This window comes from Stenomitos frigidus ULC18, assembly GCF_003003795.1.
In the GTDB taxonomy this organism is placed as follows: domain Bacteria; phylum Cyanobacteriota; class Cyanobacteriia; order Leptolyngbyales; family Leptolyngbyaceae; genus Stenomitos; species Stenomitos frigidus_A.
The window spans coordinates 29,165-45,914 of sequence record NZ_PVWK01000058.1 but is presented as its reverse complement, the minus strand read 5'-3'; the positions used below and the strand labels follow the sequence as shown (position 1 = coordinate 45,914).

The window sequence follows — 16,750 nt, the reverse complement described above, 5'->3', positions numbered from 1 at the left end:
GCCTCTCCCCTTGTTGCCAATGAGCATCGGTGACATTGTCCTTGTGGTGTTAAGCAATGTTTCGCCAACGGTATCCTAAAGTGAGCAATGTGGTTTTACCCGATCGTCTCTGACAAACGGACAAGAGTGTGTTTTGCCAAAGCAATTGCAGTCTAGGCTTGTGGGAGGAAAAGGGCGATTGCAAACAGCCCTGTCGCCGCCAGACTCACAAGTGCCAGTAATCCCGCAGGCATGAACTTGCTCGTTGCCCGAAAACGAAGGGCAAAAACAATCACCAACGCGACAGCAATCACAGTTGCCAAGATCAATCCGATCGTCGGATTTTGCAAGCTGACGTACCAGGCGATCGCCAATGCTGCACCGCTACCCAACCCTGAAAGGAGTGATTGGTTGCTTTTCGCTTTGACGTACCCAATGATGCCACCGATCGCCACAAGCAGCGCGTAGATTAGAATGAGCCAGATAATAGTTGCCAAGGTGTGTCTCCTTTTTGCCTACGTTCCACACCCTACACCCTATTCTGGTCATTAGCCTCTGGTCGTCATAATGCTTTTCACACAGACCATCCCCGTACTAGATTTACGCGACTTTTATGCAGACGATCGTCGCCAAGCCTTTGTCAGACAACTGGGAAGCGCTTTAGAGGACATCGGCTTTTTTGCCATCACGCATCATGGCGTTGAAGCAACCTTAATTCAAGCGGCATACCAGGCGGCTCAAGCGTTTTTTACCCTGCCTGAAGACGTTAAACGCCGCTATGACGATCCAGCCTTACATGGTCAGCGTGGTTTTACGGTCTTTGGGCGTGAACATGCAAAAGATCATCCCGTCTCTGATCTCAAAGAATTTTGGCATGTTGGTCGAGACCTTCCACCCGATCATCCTTTGACCGCTAGCTATCCGGCAAACATATCGCCTGTAGAAGTGCCTGCATTTGCCGCAGTGATGAATCAGCTTTACGCGCAACTGGATGCATGTGCCAAAGATTTATTAAAAGCTTGCGCCCTTTACCTGGGCGCACCAGAGAACTTGTTGAGCGACATGACACGCGATAGTGACACCATTCTCCGCGTGCTGCACTATCCCCCGATCGCGCCTGACGTTCATCCTGCCAGCCTCCGGGCAGCACCGCATGAAGATATTAATTTGATCACGCTCTTGTGCGAGGCAACAGATGACGGGTTGGAATTATTGCAGCGAGATGGCACCTGGCGATCGATTCGCGCACTACCCGGGCAGATCATTGTCGATAGTGGCGACATGCTTCAACAATTGACGAACGGGTTACTCAAAAGCACCACTCATCGCGTGGTCAATCCCACTGACAGTCGAGCACGACGATTCTCGATGCCGTTCTTCGCTCACCCTCGTGCTGAAGTCGATCTCACGCCTCTTCAAAGCTGCTTTGCTAAAACCGGAGGGCAAAGGTTTCCCAGCATTACCGCTGGCGCATACCTGCAACAACGGTTGAGAGAGATTGGGCTGGTGGTGTAAAGAGGCAGAGGACGTGAGGGGGCAGAGGCGGTAGTAAGGTTGTGGCTAAAACCCAAAACGCTGACTCCTCAGAACTTTCTTACAACTCAAAACTCAAAATTTTCTGAGCCTTCAGCCGCCCGCAGAAAAAGTCACCATTACTGCCACCGAAAGGATAATGCCAGGAGACAGCATCAGTACTAGCATCAGGAGATCGTGGGTTGTCATCGTTGCCTCTTGGAATGGGGATTTTGCGTTACTTAGCCCAAATTGGCTGGCGTTGGTTCGATCGTAACCTGCCTCCTAGTGAACAATGCTCACAGCTCAGCCTTAAAGCATTGAGAAATGCTGAAGATTGTGTTGCTCGCTAAACTGCTTTTGGACGTAAGGTAATGAGGGCGGCAGCATCGCAGGATGCATACCTGTAAACCTGTATGTGTCAGTTCTGCACTGATGATATACGCTTGACCATAAAGTCTTAATATTAATTGTTCAAGCGTCTTGCTTTAGTGTTTGAGTCTAATCTTGAGTCAACTATGAGCAACTTTTCTTTTGATGACCTGTGGCGGAAGGACTTTCTCAAGGGGCTGATTCTTTGGATCGTCATTGAGATTGTGAGTTTTCTTGTGTTACCCGGTTTGGGAGCCATTCAACAGAGCGATCGGCTGAAGCTTTGGTTTGGTCTTAGTATTCCACTAGGGATTGGTGGGGCAATACTATTGGGTGGTAGTTCCCGCTTCGTCGCCATCACGAATGAGCGTGCTGCTAGCGGCAGCAAAACGTTGTTGAGTCTTCTAGGGCAGTTTGGCGGCTCGATCGGGATTGCAGGGATTCTCTTTCCCTTTGTGATGGCAGCAGGCGAGTTTCTTGCCAAGATTTTTGATAAGTAGGGTTGGGGAGTAGGGAGAGACAACAGTGTCCTTGCACTTACAGCCGTTTGCAAATGAGTCAGCCACAGTGCGTAAAGCCTTGCGGCATACAAGAAACGCAGAGCGAGTGCTTTGCACTTACGTCTTGCTCGCGGGCATAAGCGAGACGCTCATACTCAGTTGATGTGGCTGATTCAAACGACAATTGCTGTAAGAGATTTCTAGTCAACAAAATACCCGTAGTGGCAGGTTTGACCACAAGCCTAACAGCTAGATCACAAGACTCTAGCAAAACCTGCCCGTACCCAACGGTGAATTTTTTCTTGGAAATCTCCTTAAGACAAGGCGATAGAGAGGGAAAGGAAATGGCGATCGAGCAAGTGACGCAGATACTGACGCATGCCTTAAAAGAATGGCAGGTAGCGGTCAAAGCACTGGAACAGGGTGAGATGATCGTGCTGCTGCGAAAGGGTGGTTTGCGTGAGACTGGCGGTAGATTTACGGTCATGCACGATCGCATTTTACTATATCCCACCTATGAGCACCAGCGATCGCACCTGGTCAAACAGCAATATGCCGATGCGATTACACCTGTAGAGCCAGGTTGGCATCCTGAAACGGTTCGCCTTGGATCATGGGCGATAATTACTGATCGGCTTCAAACCAGCGATGCCGCTACAGTGGCCGCATTACTCCCCTTTCACATTTGGAATGAAACGTTTGTCGCGGAACGGCGGCAATGGAAAGCGACTCAACCGATTGAGGTGTTGTTGCTAAGGGTCTACACCCTTCCTCAACCGCAACTGATCCCTTATGACTCGACGTATGGGGGCTGCAAGTCATGGCTTGACTTAACCCAGGCGATCCCCCTGGATGGCAGTACACCAGCCCTAGAGGACCGAGACTACCGTGAGCGTTGCGACCAAATTCGGGCGATCGTGTCACAGCAAGCACCTGACATTTCCCGTTTGCTAGAGTAAGACGCAACAAAATTTAACGGACAAATCATTCAAACCCTATATCTGGTGCCATCATGGGATGGAGTAGGGGTGCAGTCCCTAAATAGGGTAGAGGTCAGTCGTGTGTTTTCAGCCTGTAGTTTGAGCAAAAGCCATCCCGCTCAGTCATCAGCCCCTTATCGATCAGCTAACACTGGTGGAACGCAGCTCGTTGCGCCTTAACGTAACCTACACGTCAAAAGGGTTCAACGCTGAAAGCTGGTGGCTGAAAGCTGATGGCTAAATGCTTCAGTTGCGACTATCCTTATAGCCAGATTAAAAAGCCCGATTTGTGGACGTGTTCAGCACAAAGTGATGCAAAGCCAAACATTCGAATCAGAATTCAAGCCTGAAAGCACCCAGCGATCGACGCAGTCGTCTGTCGTAAAGCGGTTGCTAGCGGCATCGATCATGATGATGAGTACGATCGCGGCAGAAGCACACCTCATTTCCGTGCAAGCGGCATCCTTAACGAGCTGGAATTTTGATCCGGCGGCAAATCAGCTCGAAATTACGGTGAAAGATGGCACAACTCCACGCTATTTTTTGATGGCTCAACCGGCTCGCATTGTGGTTGACCTTCCTGATACCGCGATCGGTGCTGTAAGCGCACAAAAAACCTACTCTGGCGCGGTGCGTCAGATTCGGGTATCCCAGTTTGAACCGGGTCTCACCCGCATCGTGATGGAAATTTCACCCGGTGTTTCGCTCGCGCCTGGTCAAGTTAAACTGCAAAAAGTGGGGAATGATGCGGCACGAGCGGGCAATACTCGATGGATGCTGCAACCTCTCGTCACCAAGTCGCTCTCCGCTAATGCAGTAGCGGTCAAACCGTCAACCTCCGTCCAGCCGCGTACCAGTGTGACTGCTCCCACTGAGTCAGCTGCTAAGCCAGCGACAGCTCGACTGACACCGATCGCATCCACTGCGACTGTTCCAGGTGCTGCTGTTACGAAGGCACCGATCGCCAAGTCGCAGCCAGCCGCAGCCAGCAATATCCCCTCACAGCCCACAGCAAGCAGTCAATTTTCAACCGCTACCAACCCCACTACGGCTGGTAGAGCTAATAGTAAGCCTTCTGTTGTCGTGCCTAACCTCACTGCTCCTCCAACCACACCTGTAGCGCTTGCTCCTGCTTTACCGCCCTCGCCGACACCCGCTACACAGGCTGGCACACAGGCAGAGACACCGCTGTCGCCCGTAGCTGCGCCTCCAATCGATCCAAATGTCGCTGTGGATACTCAAAGCGGGGTCACGATCGCGGTTCCAACGCCCACTACTCGTTCTTCCACTGCTACGCCTCCCTTCAACAAGACAGCCCTTCAGCCATCCGTACCGACTCCGACGAAGCCTGTTGAGCCAATCCCACAGTCGGCTGCCGATCCAACCCCACGCTCGGCTGCCGCTTCAGTGCCACGATCGGCTACCAGTCTTAGCAGTACACCGGCTGTTAAGCCTCCTGCTAAAGTTACTAGCCGTTCGACTCCACAGATCATGACAACACAGGCTGCTCCAACACTAAGTCTGTCGCCGTTAGAGATCCCAACGACGTTGGCAGCAGCGTCCTTAGCACCGACACCGAGTGTGAGTGTGCCACCATTAAGCGCTCCTGGTGTATCACCCAGCCCTGCTCCAGCTCAATTCAGGCAACCTGACGCTCCCATAGAGGCTCCGCCCGATAGTGTACCTGCCAGTTCTAGTTTCAATGTTCAACCCAGTTCTAAGGCTCAGCCAAGCGTGAGTGTGCCACCCTTGATCCGGGTTGGGTCACCAAGCTTAGGTCTGCCCACAAGAGTCGCACCAGCAGTTGAACCAACGCCGCCGACTTCTGTTTTCGCTCCCAATGCGACGCTGACCCCACCCGTTGAGGTGCTCCCGTTGCTGCAACAGACTCCACCGACGATCGTCCAGCCAGCAGTCGTGCAACCATCCTACGATGCTAATACGGTGAGACAGCCAACCTCAAGCGCAAATCTCGCTCCACCGCTGAACATAGTGCCACTGCAAGCGCCGCTACAGTCGCCAACCACCACTGTGTCGGTGACTCCCGGTTACGACGCCACTACCGTCAGGCAGCCGCCTACCGATCCAGCACCGACGTCAGTTGTAGATTTTGGACAACCACTACCGCCAACGTCTCGCACTGCTGGAGTTGGTCAGCCACTCAACAGTCTGCCAAACGCATCAGCTGGCGTTCGCCAAGCCTTCAAGCCTGCCGCACCCAACGTTTTACTACCTGCTGGCAGCACTCTGAACCTGCGTTATCCTGGCAACTCCACCTTAACGTTGAAGGCAGAGAGTCCGCAGCAAGAAATACTCGTTCTACTGACAGAACTACGAGATGTCTCTGGAAACCTTCTAGCACCCGCAGGTAGTACCGTCACGGGACGGTTTGAGACTACAGCGTCAGGCAGTCAGTTTGTTACACAGGCGATCGTCGTGGCAGGGCGCACCGTACCACTGGCCGCACAGTCTGAGGCGCTAGACGGTGCCCGTAAGGTTGAGGGTAACAATCTGGCACGTAATTCTGGTATTGGAGTGCTAGCAGGCGGCGTGCTAGGGGCGCTGAGCGGTTCCGTAGGCTTGGGGGCACTGGGCGGAGCGGCAGCTGGAGCAGCGACCACCCTTCTGACTGCGCCTAAACCTGCCATCATCCAGCCAGGTCAAATTGTGCAAGTTCGCTTGACACAAGATCTTGTCACAGCACAACCGCATACACGTTGATCATATAGATTAACAAGCCGCTGCTGAACACAAGCGATACTGAACCACGATCGCGCATCTCTTACAATGCGAACGATCGTTTCACCTGCCATAGCTCATGCTTAACATCTATCAACAGCTTGCCACCGAACTTCAGAAAGGATCGGTTGTACTGGCAGCGGTCGTTGATGTGAAGGGCTCGGTACCTAGAGAAGTAGGTGCAATGATCCTGCTTTGTTGTGATGGCAGCACGATTGGTACGATCGGTGGTGGTGCAGGTGAAGCCAGCGTCATCGAGCGAGCCAGGCACGTCTTAGTAACAGGCCAGAAGCAACTGGTTGATATCGACCTATCGGGCAATCTGGAGCACACCAAGCAGGGTATTTGCGGTGGCATGATGCAGGTTTGGTTGGAACGCTGGCAGGGTGACGGCGCGATCGCCCTTGCGAACCAAATCGTAGCCCTTCTACACACTGGACAATCCGGCTGTTTGGTCATCCCCATGGCACCAGAGCGATCGCCCTACCTCTCCACACCCCACACCCCACACCCCACACCCGTTCGGCTGAGCGCTCACGTCGAAGCCCACTTCCCCACCTTCACCCTGCCTCTCCTCCCACCACCCACACTACTCATCATTGGAGCGGGTCACGTAGCAGTGCCTCTGGCGCAAATGGCACATCTGCTTGATTTTCATGTCGCGGTACAGGACGATCGCCCGGAGTTTGCCAATGTCCAGCGGTTTCCTGACGCCACCATCCTGGCTCAACCAATTGCTACCGCCATTGCCACAGTGAACGCGAGCCCACAGCTTTACGTCGCACTGGTGACACGCGGTTATCAGCATGATCTAGCAGCATTGAAAGTACTGCTGCCCCGATCGCCCCAATACATTGGCATGATTGGTAGCGAAAAGCGAGTCAGAACGGTTTTACAAGCGCTCCAACAAGAGAGCATTCCCGGCGTAGAAGAGGCCTCAGTCGCATCTCAACTACAAGCGGTTTACGCGCCGATCGGTCTCGATTTAGGTGCTTTGACACCCGCAGAAATTGCTGTCAGCATCTGCGCCGAGTTGATTACCGTCTATCGGGGTGGCAGTGGACGATCGCTCTCACGTCGATCGCGTTCAAGCCAATCACAACCCCTCTCTACACCGACCACCAACGGCGCGCTGATCAAACGTCAGGAGCAGCAAGCGCAGCAGCAGTGAGCGCGCCTCTCTGCCAGCCGATCAAACAGAAGGGTGGCGTTCAGAGGCTACATTCCCTTTACAATGTTTGCGTTTTTCATCACGTTGATACCCGCTATAGTAGGCTTGAGCATTCCAGCCTTTGTCCTTGTCAGTCCGTGAAATGCCTTCCAACCGAAGCGTTAGTCTGAGTCGAGTGCTTCCACACCAGATGTTTGATCAGCTTGGCAGTGTCTTGAACCAAACAGCCCAAGCCTTTGATGAAACCGTGTGGAGGTTCACGGAAGCAATGATGCCTGTTGATCACGCAACCACTGAGCAGCCTAAGCGTTTCCTGCTCGTTGTCTCGCGTCAATTTAGTGGTTTGCTGCTAGCAGAGGCTGTGCCACTGTGCACGGAACCATTGCAGTATCAGGTTGAGCTCACCTTTGTGCCAGACGCGATCGCAGCGTTTATGGCAACGCTCAGCAGCCAACTTCAGGATGAGCCTGTCTCCGTTCGCCGTTTGCAGGAAGCCCGTGAACAGCTACAGGCAAATGATCCAGCTGTGCAGAGCGAGTTTACGCTGCGACTGACAGACGTTCTCATTGCCCCTCAGACTCAACTGCAGACTCAGATCCAGCAACAGGAGTCCTTACTAGAACAGCATGCGATGGAACGCCTCCAGGTACAGGATGCACTTCTAGCGGCTCAAGCTGCCAGCCGTACCAAAACTGAGTTTCTGGCTGCCATGAGCCATGAACTGCGAACACCCCTCACCTGCGTCATCGGTATGGCAGACACCCTGCTGCGCTTCATGACGTTGAAACCAGAGGTACACTTCCTGCAACTCCAAAAGCAGGAGGGGTATCTCAAACTGATCAAACGCAGCGGTGAGCATCTATTGGAACTCATTAATGACATTTTGGATGTGTCGCAAGTAGAGGCAGGCAGAGCGGTACTGAATGTCCGATCGTTCTCGTTGTCTCAGATTGCACATCAAAGCCTGCAAATGCTTCAAGAACGGGCACGCTCTAAGGGGGTTGAGCTCACCCTGAGAACGCTACAGCGCGACTCCCAAAGCTCAGTCTCAGGCAGCAATCACCCTGAAGATGATGCTTTCACAGCCGATCCACGTCGAGTCAGCCAAATTTTGTTGAATCTACTCACTAACGCTATTAAATTTACGCCTGAAGGTGGGCATGTGACGCTGCGGTTTGGCAACAAGCAGAACATTGCCATGTTTCAGGTTGAAGATACAGGCATCGGTATTTCAGAAAGCCAGCGTCCTCTGCTATTTCAAATGTTTCAGCAGCTTGACAGCGCCTTAAATCGCACCTATGAGGGGACAGGTTTGGGACTGGCCCTAACCAAACAGCTGGTTGAACTTCACAACGGTCGTATTGAAGTTCACTCTACCGTTGGTGTTGGATCAACCTTTACTGTATGGTTGCCTGCCCAGCCGATCGCCCAGTCGACCAAAAGCAATAGCAAGACTTTACCGGCGATCACGGCCAATCTTCTGGAAACCGACGCAGCCACTCACCCTCTACCCGTTGGCGAACGCATTGTGTTGATTGAAGATCACGATGAAACCGCCATGTTGATCTGTGATTTGCTCACTGCCACAGATTGCCAGGTTGTTTGGATGATTGATGGATCGACAGCCATGCGACAAATTGAACTGTTGCATCCTTGCCTCATCATCATCAATCGGCACTTGCCCGATATGCAGAGTGATGACATCCTCTACTTTGTACATCAGCACCCTGCTCTGCAAGCCACTAAAATTCTAATGCTTGTCGAACAAAACACATCAGGCGATCACTTAGAAGCAGGAGCGGATGCCTACCTCACCAAACCGATCGAGCCGTATCCACTGTTAGATCAGGTTGCAGCCCTGGTGGGAGAGAGCAGAAAAAACAAACGGCAACTGGCAAAAGAACAGAAATAGAGTTTAGTGGATAAACAGTGGGGCCTCAGCGGTTAAGACAGTCGCTAGGTCAAGACAGTAGCTAAGAGTGAAGGCCTCATTCCGCATTTCGCGTCCCCGTCACCAACTCTCTAATCGTCTTTTCCACCGATCGCGGTGCCCAACCGAGCTCTCGGCGAGCCTTGCTGCCATCCACACGCACACAGCGATCGTACACATAATGCACACGCTCTCGACTCAGCGGTGGTTGCCAAGAAAAGAGACGCCCGATCGGGTCAAGTAGATTACCCACCAACCGCACTACAGCTTCTGGCGTTTCGGCTGGGGCAGGCACACCAGATTCCTTGCTCAGTAGCGCAAACATTTCACGCGTTGTCATGTCGCCAGCCGAAATGATGTAACGGTCTCCCCGCCGACCTTTTTCGGCTGCCAAGAGCATCGCTGTTGCTAAATCATCCACATGCACAATACCCGTGACTCGATCGCCCCCTGCCCACAGCTTGAGCCTGCCTTTGAGAAACTGCTTCACGACAGGCCCAAAGTGTGGATCGTCGGCACCAAAAATTCCCGATGGTAAGACGCTAACGACATGGAATCCTTGATCCGCAGCTTGATCAACCAGTTGCTGGGCGTCGTACTTAGTGCGATCGTAGGCCGACGAAAAATCCTTCTGGGTGCGCTCAAACGTTTCATCAATCACACGCCCTTGTGTATCGCCAAAAATACCGATCGTGCTGCAATACACCATCTTGGGAACTCCCACTGCCTGCGCCGCTGTCAGCACTGCACGCGTACCTTCTACATTGACACGCGCCATTTCTGCCGCGTTGACAAGACCCAATTCCACATAAGCAGCAACGTGGAAGACCACATCCACACCCGTCATGGCTGTTTTCAGAGCTTCAACGTCGCACAAATCCGCGTACACTAGCTCAACGTGGCATCCCTCCAGTCGTGAGCGATCGCTGGACTGTCGCACCAAACCCACAACGAAATCACCACGTTGTTCTAATGCTTTGATCAGATGGGATGCCGAAAAGCCATTTGCCCCAGTTACGAATGCTTTCATAGATCAAACAATAGCCACTTTACTCAGGGTCGAGAAGCTGAAGGTAGTTGATTCACAACTTGATCAACAAGCGCCTTTTCATAAATGCGGTAGGTTTTATAAATTGTGCCGCCAGAGGCTTCTATGAGTTTACGAGAGGGGAAATTGTCCTCATAAACCCAGGAAAGTTCCGCGCGTTTGTAGGGTTTACCTTTTTGAATACCACCTTGCATACCCAAGTAGATCAGTCCCAACGGCACCATTTTGCGGCGGAACTCTGGCAGTGAACAAATGGCAATTACTCGTCCCTGATCAATCTGGCGGCGATACCAGAGAAACTTGAGGATGCCAAGCCAATTCAGCTTGCCATTCACATGTTTGAGCGGAATGTTGTAATCCGGTAAACCCATCCAGAAACCAATCATTTCTCCGTTGTATTCAGCGATCGGAAACACATCTGGATCAACTAAACTCTGCAAATCTTTCGCTTCCTCCAGAAACTCTTCTTGTGTACGTGGTGTGGAACTCCAGTTATTTGAAAAGGCTTTCGTAAACAGGTTATACAAACTAATGCAATCCTGCTCAAAGCCCTCACCTTTAGTGCGCAAGGGACGGAAAGTAACACCCGATTTCAACGCAATGCGGTAACCCTTTTCAAACTCTGGCGACAGCGGTTTATCCAACGGAAAGTTATACGCATAGGCATCCTTTGCCTTTTGCCAACCGTCCTGCTCCACAAATTGCGGGTAGTAGGGCGGGTTGTAGGGCATCATCATCATCGGTGGCGAGTCAAACCCATCCACTAAGAACAGACAATTGTTATGAGTGGAAAGGTCGATCGGCCCCCGCACGATTGTCATGCCCTGTTCCCGCAACCACTGACACGCTGCATCCAACAATGCCTTCGCGACAGTAAAATCGGGCACGCATTCAAAGTAGCCAAAGAGCCCAACTTTTTGACCTTCGCGATCGATGAGCCGATCGTTCACCACCGCCACAATCCGACCGAGAAGTGAAGGTTTTGCTTCTTTACCCCTCTCTCCTATCTCCTCACCCCTCACTGCCACAAACTGCTGCAAGCGCCCGTACTGAAAAAATGGGTTTGTGGACGCTAACTGCTTGGCAATACTGCTGCGTAAGGGAGGCACCCAATTGGGATCGTTCGCATACACAACCGCCGGAACGTCGAAAAACCATTCCTGCTCTACCGCAGTTTTCACTGGGATAATCTGGATGGCGATCGAGCCTTGGGGCTTAGTCGTTGTGCTGGGATTAGCAGGCATAGAGGATTCCACAGATGCTTACCTCTTGTTCTTTCTCATCTTGCTTTACAGATACAGCGGTGATCACTCCAATGCACTGAACTATAAGTCCTGACCTCAAAGGTTGACTGACCAAACTCTCTTGCCCTCACCTATCCTCCTCTGAGAGAAGGCTTTGGAGCGATCTTGTTCCGCTTCCCTCTCCCAATTTGGGAGAGGGCTAAGGTGATGGCCGTTCGGGCAATGATGCCACAGTTTTGTCAGTTAACCAGATCCTGCCTCAAAGGTTGTATCTCACTTTCAGAAGAAGGGCGATATAGTGCTTACTCCACCGCTAGAAAGCACTATATCAGCCTTCCTCTCCTTTTAATGCTTTGATTTACGACCTGGAGAGTTTAATCTCGGTAGCCAACGGGCAGGAGGCAGAAAGTCTACAAGTTCCTTCAACTCGTCTAAGTTAGGGCACCTGCTGATGTTGTTTTGGGTCAACGTCTGGCAGCGCATGTTCCATTTTTTAGCAACCTCTTTATCGGCGAGCTTTTGCTTAACTTGGTCAGTGATAATATCCGTCTTTTCTTTCCAAGGCGCGACTTTGGGAAGCTGATTCGCTTCATACATAGCATTTTCCAATTCGCCATCATCGAGAAAATCTTGTGCTTTGTGCTCATGCTGATAGGGCTCTATTTTTTGCACCATATCGTCTCTCCGCTGTTGCCAGAGAGAATTTTGATTTGTTTGATTGGCATTGATTTGATTTACCTCCTGTAGAGCTGTTTCCCAGTCATTTTGGTCTAATGCTTGTTGGGTCAATTGCAAGTGTTTTTGATTACTTTCATGCATTGCCTCTAGCTTTTGCTGTAGGGCTCTTTGTTCTTCTTCTTGCTGAAGCGATTGCCCTGACCATTGATTAATCGCTTGCTGCGCTTGCTGATAGAGCAGACTGTTAACAGGAATTTTGCTTGCTTCCGCGATCGCGTCCTCAAATCTATTACCTACTGCCAGTCGTCTAGCACGATCAAGCAGCATTTTCGCTTGCATTTCGTTGCCGTTTTGCGTATCCGTTGGACTTTCAGCCTTTGGAATGCTCTGTTCGTCTTGATTTAATCTTGGTTGCGTTGACTCAACGGTAGACGGCTGCGATCGTTGCAGAACCTCCAGTTTTGCCAGGATGACATAAACAACGCCTGAAAAGACCGTCAAGCCCATCGCGATCGCAACAACAATCACCACAGCTTGAATCATACGGTTTGGGCGCGATGGCTCGGTTGATGGACACGACTTGAGATCGGTAATCGATGTCTCTTGAGACGGTAGTTCAGGGATCGATAGCACTGAAAGATCGTCCTGAGATCTAGCAGCTTGAGATTCGCTGGTTTGAGATTCACTGATTTGAGATGAGGCGGTAGGAAACACTGATGTTTGAGAGTAGTTTGTTGATTTCATAGGGTTGGTTTAGCGATAGCGGTTAGTGATGTGGCGTACACAACATGCCCAACGATCGAGTTGCTCAAAATTGGTCGATTTTAAGCAATACGTTTAACTGGTTAGACTGGCGCTGAAATGCGGTTTTTGAAAGATCCAACGTCTTGTTTTATGGCTTGTTTTTCTCTTCTTCTCGCTTCTTTTTGTTCTCGGCAAGGTACTTTGTGACGGCCTCACCAATCTCTTCTTCTAGTGTTTTGGGCCGTTTGAGCTGAGCAAGAAAATCCACAAGCGTCACGAAAACTAATCCCGTAAAAATCGCGATCGCAAATGCCATATTCGTTAACGTCCTTGTATAGAATTAATGAAACCTGGCTCAACGTACAGCGTTATATTCTGACGACTGATGACGTAAACAACTTTGCCTGGAAGCAGCGTCAACCCTTGCACTGATTTGGCCGTCCACCAAGAGCCCTGACATTGCACCTGCCCCCTTCTTCCGGGTGCAATGGTTCGAGTGACGATCGCCTCAATGGCAGACGTTGAGTTGCACGTGGAAACCTGGGGTTGATGATTGGTCAGTCCTTCAATTCCAATCACCGTCTTCACAAAAGCAATCAGGCTGAACATAGTCTTTCTCCTTGTTTAGGTAGTGACGAAGCGGCGGATGTCACTCAACTCGGATGGCGGCATCTGCCCTGGTCTGTGATGTCTCTACTTTCGCAAGCAGTCTTATAGCTTTCAATACAGGTAATTCCAGACTATTTCATAAAAGAAAAAACCTGAAATTTGGGTAAAGTTCAGGATAGTTCAGGATAGTTCAGCCTTACACTAGAGCACAGGCATCTACTTTAGGTTTGGTAAATGGACGCTGACGAAGCACTCAAGTTTGTCGAGCAGCTACTTTCAGAGCAGGAAAAACGGCTCAATGATCTCCAACGAGTCATGTTCCGAGGAGCGTGGGAGGGCAAAAGTTCTAGGAAGATTTACCAGGAATGCTCTAGTCGCTGTACTTATCAGCACTTGATTCAGAACGTTGGACCAGAACTATGGCGACTGCTTTCCGATGTTGTGGACGATCGAGTGAGTAAACGCAATCTGCAAGGACCGATCGAACGAGCAAAAGAGCTGCGATCCAGGCGCGATCGCAACGGCACATCTACCACTTCTGAGCGGTCACAGCCCGAACCCAACCTTAGATTAGAGCCAGAGTCCAATCTACTTTGGGAGGAACACAAGCCACAATGGGAAGATTGGGGCAACATTCCGGCGGTGTCATCCGTCTTTGGGCGCATCAAAGAACTCGAACAGCTAGAGGAGCGCTTTAGCTTCAATGGCTGCCGTTTGATTGTTCTGTTTGGTGCGCCGGGTATTGGCAAAACAACGCTGGCAGCGAAACTAGCACATCAGGTCAAAGATCAGTTCGACTTCCTGATCTGGCGATCGCTTCAGCCCGCGCCATCGCTAACCTCACTGGTTGCCGATCTCGTCCAGTTTCTCTCTAACGGGCAGGAGACCAGCACCGAGTTGACGCGCTTACTGTATTACCTGCGCAATCAATCGTGTTTGATTGTTTTGGACGGCTTAGAGTCAGTGTTACGCGGTGGCGTGCATAACGGGTCATACCAAGAAGGCTATGAAGAGTATGGTGAACTGCTGAAGCAAGTGGGGCAGACCGTGCATCAAAGTTGTTTGGTCTTTACCAGTGCGGAAAAGCCGAAAGACGTTGCCCGTATGGAAGGTGGAAATCAGCGTGTTTTTGCCTTAAAGCTAGAAGGGTTAGGAGAGCTAGCAGCACGAGAATTTTTGAATGCCAAAGGAGCGTTCTCTTGCGCGGATAGCGACTGGCGGTTGATTATCCAACGCTATGAGGGCAATCCATCGGCGTTGAATGCGATCGCTACCAATGTCCGAGAAGTCTTCGATGGCGATGTCAAAAACTTTTTGGAAGAGTTGCAGCAGGGCACTGCCTTGTTTGAGGACATTCGCTCGCTGCTCGATCGCCAATTTAACCGCTTGTCAGATCTAGAGCGTGCCATTGTTGAATGTCTGGTGAAGCATCATGAACCCCTGACAATCACTGAAATTATTCAATCCGTAACGCGCCCGATCACCAATGTAGAGGTTCAAGAGGTTTTGCAATCGTTGCTGCGGCGATCGCTTATCGAAGGCACGGCCGCCCGCTATTCTTTACAGGCACTTATGACTGAATACATGGTACATCGCGCTATTGAGCAGCGGACTTGAAGCTTTTTGTGACTTAGGGCAGAGGCTTAACGGTGCTTTCTGAATCAAAAACAGTGGCCAGTTAGCCAAGTGTCCTGATTCTCCTTACTGGTAGAATAGACTGACCGTACAATTATAGACAGCTTCAGCAAGCGTTAAGTTCCTTTTTCTTCTTGACTTCATTCACAGTCACTAGAAGGGCATTGCTCGTCGATCGCTGTGTGATGAATGGCTAGCTGAATTGTTTGCTCGAGGACTAACGATCGCTGCGTCTAAACTCTACAACCGGTGCACTCTAAGGAAGGCTTTTCCCATGTCAGGCTACTCCTACCGCGATTTTCAATGTGATACTGAAGTTCTATATACTCACCTACTGAATCACAGAAAGATTGAACAGCCCTATCAATTGCTTGAACGCCTCCACAACCTCTTTGTTGAAGGACAAGATTACGATAAGCCTGAGGTCTTAGTGGCTCTGAACCGCATTGTGTTTTCAAAATGGGCCGATCAAGAATTCAATGCCATTCTTAATCGTTGCTGCCATATTTTGATGAATTATTGGTGGTCGCATTTAGGCTGTGAGTCGCCCGCTGTTGATCTGGTTGAACTGTTCCAAGCGTCACCTTATACGTCTGCTAGCTTTGTCGCTACGAGACGTTTACGCGAACTGGTAAAGTTGTTTGTCCAGAGCAATCAGTACCTCGAACTGAGACAACGGGTAGAAGCAGCAGAATTAGCGCCTCAAACGCCTCAAACGGATGACGAACGCAGTCAGCCCATCAAAGATTTAGTGCCTCGCTATCCATATCTCTATCCCCACTGCTTAATGAATTGGGATAGTAGCGATTTAGGACACCAGGTGATCAGTCAATTGCAGGTTAAAAAAGAGCAGCAATTTGAGCAAGATTTACATCGCTACACAACTCATTTATTGCGGCCGAAAGCACCTCCCACAAAGACTGCACCTGAAATCAGCAACCCAACGCTGCTCAGTAACCAACAATTAGAAACATCGATTCGCAGATTTGCAGGCAAAGCAGAGGGCTCAAAAACCTATCAAGAGCTTGCCAAACAATTTGTCAGCTCTAGTCGTCAAGCGCCTTCTTATCGCGTGGTGAAGCGGCAGATGTATGATTATCTAACCGCTTCCATCACTTATTCTGACTGTCGAGACTATGGCAAACACCATTTCAACCGCTGGTTGACAAACCAGTTAGAGGCAACTTTGCCGCAAAATGATACGCTCAGACCGAACGGCGGCTTGCTTGTGCAAACCTGCGGTCAATTGATTGATTGCTTAGTTGCCAATCCTAAGCAACAACCTAACAATCATGGCGTTTTTGTCGATTTAACCACTAATTTAGGTGCGACCTTTACGATCGGATTGCTACTGAAAATCGTTTTGCTTTGCCGCGAAACAAAAGCCAATTTGGATGCAGTCAAAGCGTATTTGGCTAAGCGGTTTGCAGTCGTCCTTAAACATTACGAAACGAAGGTGAGAGGCGAAATGTCGTGGCTAGTAGAATGCCTTGAAAATCTGATGATTGCCTTTGGCATCCACTTTGGTCAGGCAGACTATTCTTGGGTCAACCTAATGTAGTGATTAGTTGTTGGTTGCTGGCAGTTAGATCAACGTTATCTGACGTTC

At 50.6% G+C, this 16,750-nt stretch carries 14 protein-coding genes; 8 read left to right on the top strand and 6 right to left on the bottom strand.

Annotation, left to right across the window (positions count from 1 at the left end):
• Nucleotides 1-152 precede the first annotated feature (152 nt).
• Complete coding sequence (locus tag C7B82_RS10650; protein WP_245939822.1) at nt 153-476, bottom strand: TMEM14 family protein; 324 nt, start codon at nt 474-476, stop codon at nt 153-155.
• 70 nt (nt 477-546) lie between these two features.
• Between C7B82_RS10650 and C7B82_RS10645 the strand changes: the two genes are divergently transcribed.
• The 6 genes from C7B82_RS10645 to C7B82_RS10620 all read left to right on the top strand — a co-directional run bounded on the left by C7B82_RS10645 (nt 547) and on the right by C7B82_RS10620 (nt 9,165).
• A complete protein-coding gene (locus C7B82_RS10645) occupies nt 547-1,494 on the top strand; it encodes an isopenicillin N synthase family dioxygenase (protein WP_106256273.1) in 948 nt (315 codons plus the stop codon).
• A gap of 515 nt (nt 1,495-2,009) precedes the next feature.
• The gene (locus tag C7B82_RS10640; RefSeq protein WP_106256272.1) at nt 2,010-2,363 is read left to right on the top strand and encodes a hypothetical protein; all 354 of its coding nucleotides are present in this window, start codon (nt 2,010-2,012) and stop codon (nt 2,361-2,363) included.
• A 344-nt stretch (nt 2,364-2,707) separates the two neighbouring features.
• Entirely contained in the window at nt 2,708-3,322 is a 615-nt protein-coding gene (locus C7B82_RS10635) for a DUF1802 family protein (protein WP_106256271.1), read from the top strand.
• A gap of 333 nt (nt 3,323-3,655) precedes the next feature.
• The gene (locus C7B82_RS10630) at nt 3,656-6,064 is read left to right on the top strand and encodes an AMIN domain-containing protein (protein WP_106256270.1); all 2,409 of its coding nucleotides are present in this window, start codon (nt 3,656-3,658) and stop codon (nt 6,062-6,064) included.
• Nucleotides 6,065-6,161: 97 nt separating this feature from the next.
• Nucleotides 6,162-7,253 (top strand): XdhC family protein, encoded by a 1,092-nt coding sequence (locus C7B82_RS10625; protein ID WP_106256269.1) that lies wholly within the window; start codon nt 6,162-6,164, stop codon nt 7,251-7,253.
• A gap of 142 nt (nt 7,254-7,395) precedes the next feature.
• Nucleotides 7,396-9,165 (top strand): ATP-binding response regulator, encoded by a 1,770-nt coding sequence (locus C7B82_RS10620; protein WP_106256268.1) that lies wholly within the window; start codon nt 7,396-7,398, stop codon nt 9,163-9,165.
• Nucleotides 9,166-9,241: 76 nt separating this feature from the next.
• Here C7B82_RS10620 and C7B82_RS10615 read toward each other — a convergent pair whose 3' ends face one another.
• The 5 genes from C7B82_RS10615 to C7B82_RS10600 all read right to left on the bottom strand — a co-directional run bounded on the left by C7B82_RS10615 (nt 9,242) and on the right by C7B82_RS10600 (nt 13,506).
• The gene (locus C7B82_RS10615) at nt 9,242-10,213 is read right to left on the bottom strand and encodes an NAD-dependent epimerase/dehydratase family protein (RefSeq protein WP_106256267.1); all 972 of its coding nucleotides are present in this window, start codon (nt 10,211-10,213) and stop codon (nt 9,242-9,244) included.
• A 23-nt stretch (nt 10,214-10,236) separates the two neighbouring features.
• A complete protein-coding gene (locus tag C7B82_RS10610; RefSeq protein ID WP_245939821.1) occupies nt 10,237-11,487 on the bottom strand; it encodes a hypothetical protein in 1,251 nt (416 codons plus the stop codon).
• A gap of 333 nt (nt 11,488-11,820) precedes the next feature.
• Nucleotides 11,821-12,786: a hypothetical protein gene (locus C7B82_RS10605; protein WP_146141129.1), complete on the bottom strand. Its 966-nt coding sequence runs from the start codon at nt 12,784-12,786 to the stop codon at nt 11,821-11,823.
• Between the two features lie 259 nt (nt 12,787-13,045).
• Nucleotides 13,046-13,213 carry a hypothetical protein gene (locus C7B82_RS32195; protein ID WP_181357442.1) on the bottom strand — a complete coding sequence of 56 codons (168 nt, stop codon included), beginning with the start codon at nt 13,211-13,213 and terminating at the stop codon, nt 13,046-13,048.
• Nucleotides 13,214-13,218: 5 nt separating this feature from the next.
• Nucleotides 13,219-13,506, bottom strand: coding sequence for an NfeD family protein (locus tag C7B82_RS10600; RefSeq protein ID WP_106256264.1), 288 nt, complete (start codon nt 13,504-13,506; stop codon nt 13,219-13,221).
• A 234-nt stretch (nt 13,507-13,740) separates the two neighbouring features.
• Between C7B82_RS10600 and C7B82_RS10595 the strand changes: the two genes are divergently transcribed.
• Both C7B82_RS10595 and C7B82_RS10590 read left to right on the top strand, forming a co-directional pair.
• Nucleotides 13,741-15,123 carry a helix-turn-helix domain-containing protein gene (locus tag C7B82_RS10595; protein ID WP_106256263.1) on the top strand — a complete coding sequence of 461 codons (1,383 nt, stop codon included), beginning with the start codon at nt 13,741-13,743 and terminating at the stop codon, nt 15,121-15,123.
• Between the two features lie 292 nt (nt 15,124-15,415).
• Nucleotides 15,416-16,702: a hypothetical protein gene (locus tag C7B82_RS10590; RefSeq protein ID WP_106256262.1), complete on the top strand. Its 1,287-nt coding sequence runs from the start codon at nt 15,416-15,418 to the stop codon at nt 16,700-16,702.
• Nucleotides 16,703-16,750 lie beyond the last annotated feature (48 nt).

Bases quoted from the DNA above. Each gene is read 5' to 3' on its own strand.
- C7B82_RS32195 (WP_181357442.1), bottom strand. From the start codon at position 13,213: ATGGCATTTGCGATCGCGATTTTTACGGGATTAGTTTTCGTGACGCTT.
- C7B82_RS10595 (WP_106256263.1), top strand. From the start codon at position 13,741: ATGGACGCTGACGAAGCACTCAAGTTTGTCGAGCAGCTACTTTCAGAG.
- C7B82_RS10615 (WP_106256267.1), bottom strand. From the start codon at position 10,213: ATGAAAGCATTCGTAACTGGGGCAAATGGCTTTTCGGCATCCCATCTG.
- C7B82_RS10620 (WP_106256268.1), top strand. From the start codon at position 7,396: ATGCCTTCCAACCGAAGCGTTAGTCTGAGTCGAGTGCTTCCACACCAG.
- C7B82_RS10630 (WP_106256270.1), top strand. From the start codon at position 3,656: ATGCAAAGCCAAACATTCGAATCAGAATTCAAGCCTGAAAGCACCCAG.
- C7B82_RS10635 (WP_106256271.1), top strand. From the start codon at position 2,708: ATGGCGATCGAGCAAGTGACGCAGATACTGACGCATGCCTTAAAAGAA.
- C7B82_RS10600 (WP_106256264.1), bottom strand. From the start codon at position 13,506: ATGTTCAGCCTGATTGCTTTTGTGAAGACGGTGATTGGAATTGAAGGA.
- C7B82_RS10645 (WP_106256273.1), top strand. From the start codon at position 547: ATGCTTTTCACACAGACCATCCCCGTACTAGATTTACGCGACTTTTAT.
- C7B82_RS10640 (WP_106256272.1), top strand. From the start codon at position 2,010: ATGAGCAACTTTTCTTTTGATGACCTGTGGCGGAAGGACTTTCTCAAG.
- C7B82_RS10625 (WP_106256269.1), top strand. From the start codon at position 6,162: ATGCTTAACATCTATCAACAGCTTGCCACCGAACTTCAGAAAGGATCG.
- C7B82_RS10590 (WP_106256262.1), top strand. From the start codon at position 15,416: ATGTCAGGCTACTCCTACCGCGATTTTCAATGTGATACTGAAGTTCTA.